Source organism: Shewanella aquimarina, from assembly GCF_023349185.1.
Taxonomy (GTDB): Bacteria; Pseudomonadota; Gammaproteobacteria; order Enterobacterales; family Shewanellaceae; genus Shewanella; species Shewanella aquimarina.
In genome coordinates this window covers 257,159-270,767 of record NZ_JAKIKY010000006.1, presented here as the reverse complement: position 1 = coordinate 270,767, position 13,609 = coordinate 257,159, and the positions used below count along the sequence as shown (strand labels likewise).

Here is a 13,609-nt window from a genome sequence, read left to right as displayed (position 1 = left end):
TTACAGTCAGCTGAGACCACATCAATATAACGGTGGGCTAACACCTAATGAGTCAGAGCGAAGATACTGGCTTGAATACAAAACCGTGGCCAATTTTAGTTGACCACTACAGTTCAATTTACATAGTAGGAAGCAGAATTTTGCCTTTTTCACGACCTCCCATTACAACTGTATAAATATACAGTTGTTGATTTTGAGTGTCTCAGATGAGTAAGTCACCTTTCATTGAATCCATCCGTAATGTGTTGAGAACTAAGCGATATAGCTTAAAAACCGAAAAGGCTTACCTGTATTGGGTCAGGAAGTTTATCTATTTTCACCAGAAAAGACATCCTGCCCAACTGCGCGAAGCAGCCGTTGAACAATTCCTTACACACCTTAAACATCCAATACCGCCAAATCGAAGAGACGTTAAATACCGAGTGTAGATACGCCGGTGAGCTTCCGAAACAGGGATGTTTCGGCAGAGCCTAAAGGGACTTATTCACGGCGTCTCACAGGCGTATCTGCACACCCCCCGCCGGGCAGGCGTTAGATGGCGATGAAGGTACGACCTTCAACTCGCTTAATAGATGAGCATGTCGCCAAGTGCCAACCAAGCAAACTGTAGAAATGTCAAACCTTCATTCTAAGGGCTGCACACTTTGGGGCAAAAATCAGTTAGCTTTCACACCTTAAACATACCAATACCGCCAAATCGAAGAGACGTTAGATACCGAGTGCAGATACGGTCGCTCCATCACATCTGACCCATAAGAACATCAAAAATGTCAGTGTGATGTAGGCAGCATCACAGACCAAGTAATCACGCCATTGATATTTCCATACAGGGCGACGGCCGGCCAGGCCCTTACAATGAAACTCCATCTGACAACAACCTTGATTAACCGGCATTCAGTTAAGCCCCTCCCTTTTTATCTTCTCCCCTATAACTGTTACACTCATCACAAATTAACGAAGAGTCGGCGCCGCGGCGAATGACTCCAACGCAATTGAGAGTGCAATGCAAGGAACTTTGAAGAAAATGCGCACCAGGCTCGATGAGCAGGGCCTGGCCAATTATCAGCTGCTTGTGGGCGACAATGAAGTCGAACTCAACCCCTTTATCGGTAGCAATATCAAACTGGTCCATACCGGTAATATCTTCTGTTGTAACTGCGGCAAGAAGACCAAGAAGAGTTACTCCCAGGGCCACTGCTTCGTCTGTATGAAGAAGCTGGCGAGCTGCGATATGTGCATCATGAAACCCGAGACCTGCCATTTTGCCGAGGGGACCTGCCGCGAACCCGAGTGGGGCGAGGCCAACTGTTTCGTGCCCCACTATGTCTACCTCTCCAACACTTCTGGGCTCAAGGTGGGGATCACCCGCCATACCCAGCTGCCGACCCGCTGGATAGATCAGGGCGCCACCCAGGGCCTGCCCATCCTCAAGGTATCCAGCCGTCAACTCTCTGGCCTGATCGAAGTCGAGCTGGCCAAGATGATTGCCGATAAGACCAACTGGCGCGCCATGTTAAAGGGCAATGCCAACCCCTTACCGCTCAAGGAGCACGCCGAGGAGCTGCTGCCGCAGATCGAGCAACATCTGCATAGCCTGATGATGACCCACGGCGAGTATGCCATCGAACGTCTGAATGAAGAGATAGTCGCCATCGACTATCCTGTGAGCGAGTTCCCCACCAAGATAGCCTCCCACAACTTCGACAAGGAGCCTGTGGTGAGCGGCAAGCTGATAGGGATCAAGGGTCAGTACCTGATCTTCGATACCGGCGTGATTAACCTGCGTAAGTTCACCGCCTACGAGGTCAGCTTCGAAGCCGAGTGAATCGGGTGACAGTTTTACTAGATAAAGCTCGACTAGAATAAATCTCGGCTAGTACCTATCTCGAATAGATTAAATCTCGGCTAGAATGAGCCTCTCTCAAATAAAAAGCAGCAAGCGCCTGCATACGAAAGTGTGCAGGCGTTTTTTTTAATACAAGTTAGAGTGTAAAGGCTTATACAAGTGCTTATACAAGTGCTGATGTAAATGCTACTCCCCCCTCTTCTACAAATGCTTAGGCGCATTCTTAGACAGCATTGTGTGCCAAGTCAAAGGAAAACAGCGCGGCTTTGTTACTTCGAGTAATGATTCCCCCCATCGCCAATCACGCTTACTTTTACAAGCGGTGCCAAGGCTAAAGGCCTAATCAGTTCGACACAAAAATGTAACATATGTAAATCTTGAGCAAACACAAATGATAATCTATATCATTCGCATCAAATTGTTGTTCAACCTTTTTTCCTACATAAACCAAGGATAATTTGATGCCCGCTCACCTTGCTTTAAAAAAATCACCTTTGGCCCTCTATACCAGCCTCTTCTGCCTCGGGCTGATGAGCCAGCAGGCCGTCGCCGCCGATGACAGCATAGAACGTATCATAGTCACGGGGAGCCGCAGCGCCGAGAGCATCGAAGAGGTGCCCTCTTCGGTGACCCTGATCGACAACAAGACCCTGGCCAAGGATATGTTGATCACCTCCGAGCTACAAAACATGCTGGCGTTTCGCGTACCAGGCATGGCGCCCAGCACAGGCACCTCAAGTAATGCAGGCCAGACACTCCGTGGCCGTAAGGCCCTGGTGATGATCGACGGTGTGCCCCAGTCTACCCCGCTACGCAACGGCAGCCTGGGCATTCGCTCCATCGACCCTAGCGCCATTGAGCGCATCGAGGTGATCAAGGGTGCCACCTCCATCTATGGCAACGGCGCCTCGGGTGGCATCATCAACTACATCACCAAGACCCCCAGCAGCGATGCCAAGGCCAGCGTAGAGCTAGGCGCCTCGAGCAAATTCAGCGCGGTGAAGTTTGAAGACAGCGCAGGTTATCGCTACCACGCCAGCATCGACGGTACCCTGGATAAGGTCAGCTACGTGGTCAGCGCCTCCGAGGAGGAAACCGGGCTCGAATATGACGCCGAGGGCGACATCATAGGCCTGATCTACGGCCTGTCAGAAACCAAGTCGCAAAACCTGTTTACCAAGCTGGCCTATGAGTTTGACAGCGAGAAACAGGTACAGCTGACCTACAACTACTATGAGGCGCAGCAAAACGCCGAACTCATGGACGTTACCGGCAGCGTCAACAGCGGCGTGAAAACTTACGCCATCAAGACCAACCAGCCTAAGCCCGGCGTGCCACAGGGTCCGCGAGGCAGCCACAACCTGATGCTGAAATACACAGATCAGGAGATCTTTAACCAGACGCAACTCACCCTCGACGCCTACTATCAGAAGATAGAAAACATGTTCTTCTACTCTGCCGCGCTGGCCAACCCCAGCGAAGGCTACGATGGCGGCCAATCGCTAATTCGCTCTGAGAAGCGCGGCCTGCGGATTAACCTCAACAGCTACGCCGACTGGGACAATGTCTCTGCCAGCTTCATCTATGGTATCGATGCCCTCAACGACGTCAGCTCACAGCCACTGCACGATGGCCGCATCTGGGTACCCGAGATGGACATGAGCAACCTGGCGGGCTACCTGCAAACCAAGTTGACCCTGTTTGATGACTGGATCCTCAAGGCGGGCGTGCGTCACGACAGGGTCGACATCAATGTCGATGACTATAAGACCCTCAAGGTGTGCCGCACCGCAGCGACCTGCTCCGTGCCCTTCGATGTTAAGGGCGGCGAGCTAGACTTTACCTCGACCACCTATAACCTGGGCCTGCGCTACCAGCTAGACGATGCCTTCAGCCCGTTTGTCAGCTTCTCTCAGGGCGCGGATATCTCAGATCTTGGCCGCCTGCTGCGTACCGCCACGGTAAACGATATCTCGCTTATCCAGACTGAGGCCTCTATCGTCGATAACTATGAGGTGGGCTTCTCGGGTCATTATGACAAGCTCAGCTATGAACTGGCGGCTTATCGCAGCACCTCAGAGCTTGGCACCAGCAACGCCTATGACGCGGCAACCGGTGTCTACATGCCGGTGCGCGCACCACAGAAGATCTGGGGCTATGAGGCGCAGCTGGCCTACCAGTGGCTGGATAACCTGAGCACAGACATGAGCTACAGCTGGGTCGAAGGTAAGGACACAGAGAAAGATACCTACTTGGACGGCCAGGTGATCTCGGCGCCTAAATTTACCGCCTCCCTCAACTGGCAGCTGATTGACGATGCGAGCATCGCCATCAACTACCTGTATGTGGGCGATCGCAAGCGGTTCGACCCGGTCGACGGCCAGTACGTTGGCGCTCAGGGACCGATAAGCAACTACCATCTGGTCAACCTCAGCAGCAGCTATCGGCTCAACAACTGGCAGTTCAGCCTGGGGGTAGAGAACCTGTTGAATGAAGACTACTATTCGGCGCGCTCTCAGGCCTTTACCTATTCGGGCTACAACACCAAGGGCCTTGGCACCACCATCAACCTTGGCGTGAAGACACGTTTCTAACCGATACAGCAGCGCCGCCCAAATATTGAGCGGCGCTTTTTTTCTAACTAGCTAACCCTACAGCCTTATCAAGCTTTCATTTCAGGCGAGATCAAGGCTGCCGAGGCAGCGCACCTAGCATCTTATTGATCACCCGGGCAAGCCTTTCATCGGCCTCTTCGCTGGCCAAGGTATTGTCTGAATTTAATGGCGTAAAACCTTGGGCCAATACCCGCCAGCTTGGCGATGCCTGCCTGGGGTCGAACACCAGCAGCAGTACAGAGCCCTTCTCGAAGCGGCCCATATCCACGCCTTGCTCAGATACGCCCGGCACCAGGCCTGCTTTTTGTAAGATCTCACCGTCGCTCATGGTCTCGCCGAGAGCCACACCATAGCCGATCAAGAGATTAGGCGACTCATTGTCGGCCACCTGCCGATAACCCTTGGCCTGCATCACGGCATTAATGGCGCTGCGCATGCGCGATTTAAGCTGATCTGGCTCCACCTCTCCACTCACATTGAGCAGCTCGATATCGGGATGCAGAGCAAAGGCCTGATGATGACTCGCGATAAAACTCAAGTCGCCACTGGCCACCATGGTCAGACGATCCTCGGGTGCCATGGGCAGTTGCAGTGGCTCTTCCTGACTCACGCTGCAGGCGGTCATCCCCGTTATCAGCATCAGACTCAGGCTCAAATTCAGCAAGATAGATTTCATTTCGGCTCCTCGTCCTTAATGGGCAGTCCTTGATGGGTGTTCGATTAGCGGCAGCGTTAATCGGCATGGCAAAGTATAGGCCAAAGATCATGAACCTAAGCTGACAAAGTGTTAACAATCATCTCCCTAGACGCTCCTTGGGAGCTCACTGGACACTCCCTAAACGCTCCCTAGAAGATAGTAGTCCGGCAATAAACAGACTGATAATGGCGATAAGCGACAGATAAAAAAACGCCGGCACCGGGCCGACGTTTTGGCTTTAAATCTACCCTGGGGCTTAGTTGGCCTCTATGGTCACCACCAAGCTGGCACCACTGCTAGAAGGCGCGCCATCGGCACTGACATAGAACCAACCTTCGGCGGGCGATTCGACACGAATATGCTCATCGTTGCCGACATTTTCCGACTTGACCTGATAGGCCGTCGGGCTCGCCCAGGTGGTGGCATTAGCATAGAGATTCAGATCGCCGCTACCATGGGCCGTGTCGATCTCGATAGCCGAGGTATTGGCCGGCACATAGAAGTAATAACTCGAATGCCCGTCGGCCACACACACCGCCTCGCCAAACTCTACCCCACCATAGCTGTATGGGCTTTGACTTAGGCAAGCATCGGCTACCTGGGGCGAACCCTTATCGGGCGCACCGCCCGCACTCTGGCTTATCTTGAGGCTAACACCTTCGAACGGGGTGACCGCTACTGTGGTGAGATACACCCAGCCACGATTGGCTACCACACTGATCAGCTCCTCATTGCCGCTGTTTTGTGACTTCACCTCATAGTCGCTCGGGCTCGCCCAGGTCTGCTGGTTAAAGTAGATGTCCAGATCCCCCTCGCCACCCGTGGTGCTGATGTAGAGCTGGGTATTGTCCTGCTCCACATAGGTATAGTAGTAATTCACCCCAGTGCCCGCCACACACTCGGCCTGCTCCTGAGTGAGGTTACCGTCGCTGAGGGTCGCCGCGCCGCAATGGCTCACCTCTCCACCACCATTGGCCGCATCGGCGTTGTCGCCTATACCGTTGCCATTTTCATCGGCCCACTCGGTCGGATCGTTCGGGAAGGCATCTTCACTGTCTATGACGCCGTCACCATCGCTGTCGACCGGCGGCACCACGCCCCCTTCGAGCGGCGTGTCGTTGCTGGTCACCGTCAGCAGCCAACTGCTCCACTGCGCGTCATAATTAGTAGCGATAGTGTTGTCGATATAGCTGAGCCAGGCCGACGCATCACCAGCGCGGGCATGCACCAACAGCGCATCGACATCGCTTCTGTGCTGCTCAAACAGGAAGCGCACCGCCAGATAACCCCAGCGATAAACTCTGTCGGTGCCGCTGTCATAGGTGTTGGCCAGGATCTCACTCAGGCTGAAGGCCTGGCTGCGGCCTATGTCGATCGCCTCATCGTAGCGATTCTGATGAGAGATATATTCGGCCAGGCCCTCGGCCCACCAAACTGACTTGCCGGTATCGATATCGAAGTAGTTAAACGCGCCATAGAGGTTGAAGCGACCATCTAGATAGTGCACATATTCGTGTCTCAGGTTCCATACCAAAATATCGTCTGTCCAGGTCGCCTCATGGGCGATGAAACGGGCCTGGTTGTTGGGATCCGACGGTGTCCCCTCCAGATACATGCCGCCGTTATCGGTATTGATGCCGAAGATGATCCCCGCATAGGCATCATAGTCTTCATAGCTGTCGAAGATGTTGACCTGTAGATCCTCGTTATAGTCATCGGCCACAGGCACCCCTCCGGTCGCCAGGATCTGATGAAACAAGCCCTCTTCCTCAGCCATGAGATCGCAAGAGGCTTGCAGCTCTGAGTCGGTCAGCTGCTGGGCGCGGATCTTGATGGTATCCGAGCAGCTGTAGTGAATCGCCAGTACGCTGCTCTCTAGCTCATCCTGCCAGCCACAGATCCCAAAGCTGTCACACTGACCCGGGTTGTAATAATCCAGGTAGCCGGCGCCATCGGCCCACTGCTTCGACAGACGGGGGAACTTAGCCATATATTGCTGCACCCCCATGTTAAGGCTGGTTTTAAGGCTTTCGGGAAGCTGCCAGTAGGACTGATACTCATAGAATCGGCCAAACTCGTGGAAGGCATCGGTCGACTCGAAGGCATAGCTTGAGTTGATGATATAGTCTGAGGTCGCCACCTTAAGCAAGGCAGCGCGCAGGGCGTCATATTCCATCGACGCCTTGATATAGGTCTCGTTCCAGCTGCCACGATAGAGGGTGGTCAGCGCCTTGGTCAGCGCCGTCCTGTGATACCAGGAGGCCAGGTGCTGCTCGCTGAACCGATTAAGGTAGTCGGTGATCACCGCCGCCGAATCATAATAGTTATAGGAGCTGTCCCAGGCGATAAAATACTCCTGCAGCGTGTTGCCCTGCATGTCGCTCAGGCTGTTAAACGCCGGGTTCTTGGCATATTCCAGCAACAGGTCGCGCATGGCATTGCTGGCACGACTGTCGCCATAATTAAGGCCGTCGTTGTAGTACTCTATGTAGAAGGCGCCGCGCAGAAAATAGAACAGATTAAGGAATTCACTGCCCGTGCTGCTGTCGTAGCTTGCCGCGTCTGCCTTGGCCAAGTTCGCCACGGCCACCACATTGTCCGCCTGATAGACCTTGACCGCGGTGGCATCGTTACGGGAATAGAGTTCGGAGATGCAGGAAAACTCCGCCTGACGCACAAAGTCATGCAGCGCCTGGCCGCTTAGGTTATCGAACTGACTGTAGCCGTTACAGGGATCGGCCTCGGCCGCAGGCCCCTTGGCTCCCAAGTTGCCCTGCAAACCCATTAGCGCCAGGCTGCCCTGCATACCCGTTAGCCCCGAGCCGCCCTCCACTCCGTGCTCGCTGATCTTATCGGCGTTTTTGGGGCTGGCTTTCTTAAGTACCGAGGGCGCTTGCTCGCCGACGACAACATCCCGTGCGCCAGCGGGCTGAGGCGCCGCCTTTTTAGTCGCATGATTTGAACGAGCCCTATTCTGACCTTGGTTGCTTGGCGACTGCTGCGCCTTAAGCGGAGCTGCTTGAGTCGGTGGCGCTACCTTTGCCGAGTGCGAGTCTTGGGCTTGAAGCGCCCAGGGTGTGGCCAGCAGCGAACAGGCCAGAGCGAGCGCCGTGGGCGTGAAGCGGCGTGCATGCGCGCCGCGGGCTAATCTGTTGATTGTCATAGTGGTAGTCATAGTAGGTGGTCTCCAGACCGACAGGCCCATTAAGGCCTGACATTACTCAGGTTGATGAGACTCGACTCACCTTCTTCGAGGCGTCCTGCCGAGCGATTAGCACATCCTTGTTAACCTAGAGTTAACAATTTATGGCAAGACTGTTATATTTTATACAATATATTATTGCAAGTGCTCGGCAGGAGATTTACTTTAGCAAAGTACAAATTACCTAGGGGATAATCTGACAAAATCAATTTTTACAGTGAGTTATAACGAAATTGAGATAATGAAAAAAATTTGCTGGTCAGCAGAGACGCTGCCTGAGATCATAGCGATTCGACTCATCACCCGAGAGACACGCCGTTAATGGAACTGGTTTTCGCCATCGCCCTATTTGCCTTCTCCTCTGGCATCACCCCAGGCCCCAACAACATCATGTTGATGACCTCTGGGGTAAACTTTGGCATCCGCCTGAGCCTGCCCCACCTGGCGGGGATCTGCATCGGCTTTCCCTGTATGGTGCTAGCCATCGGTCTGGGGCTGAGCGCCGTGTTTCAGACCTATCCCCTGCTGCACCTGGTCATCAAGTATGTCGGCATCGCTTATCTGCTTTATCTGGCGTGGCTGATCGCCAACAGCAGCAGTCGTATGGAGGGGAAACAGACGGCAAAACCGCTCTCTTTTCTGCAGGCCGCAGCCTTTCAATGGGTCAACCCTAAGGGCTGGATCATGGCCGTCGGCGCCATCGCCACCTATACGGTGATGGACAAGCCGCTCACCCCCCAGGTGATCACCATCGCCAGCGTCTTCCTGAGTGTCGCCCTACCCTGCGCCTTGGTATGGCTAGGGTTTGGGGTAGCGCTCAAGCGACTACTTAAGCATCAACGCCAGCAAAAAGCCTTTAACATCACCATGGCGCTCTTGCTTGTGGCCTCTATCATCCCTATGATCGCTCCTCAATAACACACAGAAAAACCAGATCATACGGAGCAGCCGTGGCAGCGACAGAGTGCAATCACAACGCCGAAGATAGAGGCGTCGCCTTAGCCACCCAGAATTGGGTCGAGAAGGTGATCATGAAATACAATATTTGCCCCTTCGCCCGCCGAGAAGTGGAGCGCAACAGCATACGCTACAAGGTGGCCGAGCAGCATCAGCTGGAGGCCGTGTTAAACGAGCTGGTCGACGAATGCCACTACCTCGAGGAGCATCCGCAAACCGAAACCACACTGTTTATTCTGCCGCGTGGCTTCGAGGGGTTTTATCAGTATCTGGATCTCGTAGATATCGCCGATGCCCTGCTGATCGATCAGGGATTCGAGGGGGTATTCCAGCTGGCCAGCTTCCACCCCGACTACTGCTTCGAGGGCGAAGAGTCATCCAGCGCCGCCAACTACACCAACCGCGCGCCCTATCCCACCTTGCATATCATACGTGAGGCCAGTATGGAGCGTGCGCTAGCCGACTATGACGACCCCGAGTCGATCCCCGAGCGCAACATCGCCTTCGCCGAACGTAAGGGCGAGGCCTTCTTCGTCAAGCTGCTGCAAAGCTGTAAACAGGCCGATTAATTCAAGGGAAGAGCATCCGATGGCAAGCAAATATTATGTGGTGTGGGCGGGACGCGAGACAGGCATATTCACCAGTTGGCCCCAGACCAAGGCCTTGGTCGACGGCTTTGCGGGCGCGCGCTACAAATCCTTTAAGACACAGGCCGAGGCCGAGGCCGCCTTTAAGGGCGGACAGAGTAAGGCCGGCAGTGCAAGATCTGCCTCCTACAAGGCCAGCTCAACAGCCAATTCAACAGCCAATACAACAGCCAATACAACAGCAAGTAAGCCAAAATCGGGCGCGAGCAGTCAGCAAAGCACGAGCGAGCATCCCGACAGCGATATCGATATCTATACCGACGGCGGCTGTGAGCCCAATCCCGGTGAGGCCGGTTCTGGTCTGGCACTCTATCGCCAAGGCGAGTTGGCCGAACTCTGGTATGGACTCTATCACCCCATGGGCACCAACAACACCGCCGAACTCAACGCCCTGCATCAGGCGCTGTTGATGGCCAAGCATTATCTGCAGCAGGGACAGAGCGTTCATATTCACAGCGACTCCCAATATGCCATCAAGTGTATCTCAGTGTGGGCCTATGGCTGGAAGGCCAATGGCTGGCGTCGTAAGACGGGGGAGATCGCCAACTTAAGCGTGATCCAGGAGGCCCACGCACTTTACGATAGCTTAAAGGCGAAGCTGAAACTCAGTCATGTGGCGGCCCATGTGGGGATCGAGGGGAATGAGCTGGCCGATCGCATGTCTATCTACACCCTGGAAACCAAGCAAGCCCAATTCTGTCGCTACCAGGAGCCGCTGGATATCCCGGCGCTGCTAGCACTGCGCGCCGGGTAGACACCTTGCTCTTAGTGGTCGTTTTAAATCACGACCACACAATCGCGGCCACTCTCCTTGGCGCGGTAGAGTGCCTGATCGGCGTGATTGAACAGGCACTCCTTGTTATCGTCGCGGCAATAGACAGACACTCCGGCGCTTAAGGTAATGGCGACGGGGAAGTCGCTCTCTAGGCTGCGGCGCTTCACCTCTTCTCTGAGCTTATCGGCAAAGTGCAAGGCGCCGTCTCTGTCTGTGTCTTCCAGGATGATCACAAACTCCTCGCCCCCCCAGCGGCCGACAAAGTCCGTCTTACGCACGGCATCGCTGAAGATCTTGGCCACTCGCTGCAACACATCGTCACCCACCAGGTGACCATGTTTATCATTGACCGATTTGAAGTGATCGATATCGAAGATACACACGGCGAGCGGGGTCTGCTGACGATTGCTGCGACTGACGGCCGCCGACAGCTGGCGGTTGATGGCACGCCGATTGGCGACCTTAGTGAGGGGGTCGGTATTGGCCTGGGACTTATATTGCATCTCGTCGCTGAGATCTTTGATCACTACAATGCTGTGCTTCTCATCCCCCACCCCATAGGTGGCGATGGAGATGCTGGCGGGAAACACGTCGCCATTGAGCTTCTTGCCGTAGAAGATGGTGTTGCGCTGAGACATGGGCTGTACCCTGTCGGACTTTTGAAACTCCAGGCGCAGCTTCTTATGCTTCTCCTTAGTGCCGCTGGGCACCAGATCGTCCACATTAATTCTGTTCAGCGCCCGCTTAGAGAAGCCAAATAGGCGCATGGTCTCGCGATTGGCGGAGATGATGGTGCCGTGCTCATCGACCGAAAAGATGGCGTTAGGCGCGCAGCTAAAGATCACCTCGAGATCCTTAAGCTTGATCGCCAGTCGTTTGTTGACATAACGAATAAAACTAAACACCAGGATGCTCACCAACACTAAGGCGCAGAGGATCACCAGCAGCATCTGATTCACCCTCTGGTGGGCGCTGTCGGCATGGGCAAAAAGCTGATTCGGGCGCTGGGCATGGCTGGCAAGTATGGTCTCTATCGCCGCTATTGCCGGGGCATCGTCGACCCTGACCACGGCGTCGATCGCCTCCGCAGACTGCTTTTCCTCCAGCATATGCCTCAGACGCGGCAGGTTGTTACGGTACTGGCTCACCACAGACTGTATGGCTCTTACCTCGGCCTCATGCTCAGGCGAGTGTTGCAGGTACTTTTGCAGCGAGTCTAACCCAACTTCAATCTCGGTTTCGGCCCTTCTCAGGTAACTTAAGTCCCGGCGAATCACCGCATTCTTAAAGTCATGAATAAAGCCGCCATAACCCAAGACCACCATGGCGTCATTGAAATAGGCGGTCTTTTCCAGGGCCTCATAGGTATGGCGTTTCCAATCCTGCTGAGACTGATTGATGCTGGCCATCAGAATATAGAAGGCCGCCACAAGAAAGACGACATACAAGATGGCCAGACTAAAGATTTTGAACGGCTTAAATGGGTGACGCATTCACTCTTCATCCTTTTGCCAAGCAACCCGCGCTGACACGCTCATCCCTAACGAGCCTGGGTACACTCAGCCCCACCCAAGCTCGACGTCAGGCCCGAACCACTCACTGCTCACGAATGAAAAGTATAGTCTATACCAATCTAGCCTACTGAAATTACGCACAAAAGTTGTAACAAGTAGGATTCGTAGGAAAAAACTAGTCCAGTGCCGCACGCTGTTGCCGCTCGAGACGCTTGTGCATCAGGGCGATAAGCTTACCCACTGCCACGATAATCAAGGCGCCGGATAATACGGGCGAGATCAGAAAATCCCAGTCCTGACCCGTTAACATCACTAGCAGCGGCGTGGCACCTGCCGGTGGATGAGTCGTCTTGGTCAGCAGCATGCCACTGACCGCGAGCCCTGCCGCCAGCGCCAGGGTCAGCGGGGTCACGCCGACGAAATGGACAAAGTAGAGGCCGATGGCGCAGGTCAACAGGTGACCGAAAATCACATTCTTCGGCTGAGCCAGGGGGCTGTCCGGCACCCCAAACACCAATACCGCGGTGGCGCCAAAGGGCACCATGAGCAACACAACCTCCGACTGCAAGGTTTCCGCGAAGGATAATAGCCCTATGGCTAAGGCGGCGCCCAGGCCGGAGATTAACGCAAATGCCAGTTTATTCATCTTGATCTCTTTACTCCCTTATGTAGACAAGTCTGTCTACCCGCAAGAGTAGACAACTTGGTCTACCAATGTCAAGATATAAAAAAGCGAGGAAAAAATGACAGATAAGAGACAACTGCTAATCGACACCGCCCTCAGCCTCTTTACCGAGCGGGGCATCAATCTGGTGGGGATCAACGAGGTGCTTAAGGTATCCGGGGTCGCCAAGAAGACCCTGTACCATCACTTCAGCAGTAAAGAAGCCTTGATCGTGGCGGTACTGGAGACACGCCACCAGATCTTCATCCACTGGCTGGAGGAGCGATTGGCGCAGGCGCAGGACGATCTTAGCCTGATCGACGCGCTGTTTAGCGCACTGGATGACTGGTTCAACGACCGCGTGCCGCAACTGAGCCAGTTTCACGGCTGCCTGTTTATCAACTCTGCCATCGAATGTGGCGACTGTCGCTGCCAGGTATCACGCTTCGCCAAGTTTCACAAACAGGCCGTCAGAGAGTTGATTGAGCAGCGTCTTAGCCAGCCAAATGAGTCCCTGGTGGATCTGATCTGCCTGATGAAAGAAGGCGCCATCGTCTCTGCCATGGTGAGCCAGGACAAGGCCGCCGCCCTTCGCAGCCAGGCCCTCTTGAAACGACTGGCCCCCTCCCTTATTTAGGCATAAAAGTGCGTCAGGAAAAGATAGGTCTTAAGCTGGGCTTGTGAGACAATCG

11 protein-coding genes are annotated in these 13,609 nt (G+C 54.3%); 7 read left to right on the top strand and 4 right to left on the bottom strand.

Annotated features, from left to right (window positions below):
• Positions 1–206 precede the first annotated feature (206 nt).
• From L2731_RS19595 to L2731_RS09865, 3 genes are all read left to right on the top strand, one after another.
• On the top strand, positions 207–428 hold the full coding sequence (locus L2731_RS19595) for a phage integrase N-terminal SAM-like domain-containing protein (protein WP_415837068.1): 222 nt from the start codon (positions 207–209) through the stop codon (positions 426–428).
• Positions 429–1,003: 575 nt separating this feature from the next.
• Complete coding sequence (locus L2731_RS09870) at positions 1,004–1,825, top strand: DUF2797 domain-containing protein (protein ID WP_249252942.1); 822 nt, start codon at positions 1,004–1,006, stop codon at positions 1,823–1,825.
• A gap of 482 nt (positions 1,826–2,307) precedes the next feature.
• The gene (locus tag L2731_RS09865) at positions 2,308–4,440 is read left to right on the top strand and encodes a TonB-dependent receptor (RefSeq protein ID WP_249252941.1); all 2,133 of its coding nucleotides are present in this window, start codon (positions 2,308–2,310) and stop codon (positions 4,438–4,440) included.
• A gap of 91 nt (positions 4,441–4,531) precedes the next feature.
• Here L2731_RS09865 and L2731_RS09860 read toward each other — a convergent pair whose 3' ends face one another.
• On the bottom strand, positions 4,532–5,137 hold the full coding sequence (locus L2731_RS09860; RefSeq protein WP_249252940.1) for a DUF4136 domain-containing protein: 606 nt from the start codon (positions 5,135–5,137) through the stop codon (positions 4,532–4,534).
• A 277-nt stretch (positions 5,138–5,414) separates the two neighbouring features.
• Complete coding sequence (locus L2731_RS09855; RefSeq protein ID WP_249252939.1) at positions 5,415–8,321, bottom strand: M9 family metallopeptidase; 2,907 nt, start codon at positions 8,319–8,321, stop codon at positions 5,415–5,417.
• Between the two features lie 360 nt (positions 8,322–8,681).
• On the opposite strand from L2731_RS09855, the gene L2731_RS09850 reads away from it, so the two are divergent.
• Genes L2731_RS09850 through L2731_RS09840 form a run of 3 tightly spaced genes read left to right on the top strand, consistent with a single transcriptional unit; the run spans position 8,682 to position 10,718 of the window.
• The gene (locus L2731_RS09850; RefSeq protein ID WP_239850318.1) at positions 8,682–9,278 is read left to right on the top strand and encodes a LysE family translocator; all 597 of its coding nucleotides are present in this window, start codon (positions 8,682–8,684) and stop codon (positions 9,276–9,278) included.
• 32 nt (positions 9,279–9,310) lie between these two features.
• Positions 9,311–9,886 carry a DUF1415 domain-containing protein gene (locus tag L2731_RS09845; protein ID WP_345773696.1) on the top strand — a complete coding sequence of 192 codons (576 nt, stop codon included), beginning with the start codon at positions 9,311–9,313 and terminating at the stop codon, positions 9,884–9,886.
• 19 nt (positions 9,887–9,905) lie between these two features.
• The gene (locus L2731_RS09840) at positions 9,906–10,718 is read left to right on the top strand and encodes a ribonuclease H family protein (RefSeq protein WP_239850317.1); all 813 of its coding nucleotides are present in this window, start codon (positions 9,906–9,908) and stop codon (positions 10,716–10,718) included.
• Between the two features lie 23 nt (positions 10,719–10,741).
• Here the strand turns inward: L2731_RS09840 and L2731_RS09835 are convergent, their stop codons facing one another.
• Both L2731_RS09835 and L2731_RS09830 read right to left on the bottom strand, forming a co-directional pair.
• On the bottom strand, positions 10,742–12,232 hold the full coding sequence (locus L2731_RS09835; protein WP_239850316.1) for a GGDEF domain-containing protein: 1,491 nt from the start codon (positions 12,230–12,232) through the stop codon (positions 10,742–10,744).
• Positions 12,233–12,428: 196 nt separating this feature from the next.
• Positions 12,429–12,899 (bottom strand): HPP family protein, encoded by a 471-nt coding sequence (locus L2731_RS09830; protein ID WP_249252938.1) that lies wholly within the window; start codon positions 12,897–12,899, stop codon positions 12,429–12,431.
• Positions 12,900–12,996: 97 nt separating this feature from the next.
• Here L2731_RS09830 and L2731_RS09825 point away from each other — a divergent pair, with 97 nt between their 5' ends.
• Complete coding sequence (locus L2731_RS09825) at positions 12,997–13,554, top strand: TetR/AcrR family transcriptional regulator (protein WP_239850314.1); 558 nt, start codon at positions 12,997–12,999, stop codon at positions 13,552–13,554.
• The last annotated feature ends 55 nt before the right edge of the window (positions 13,555–13,609 follow it).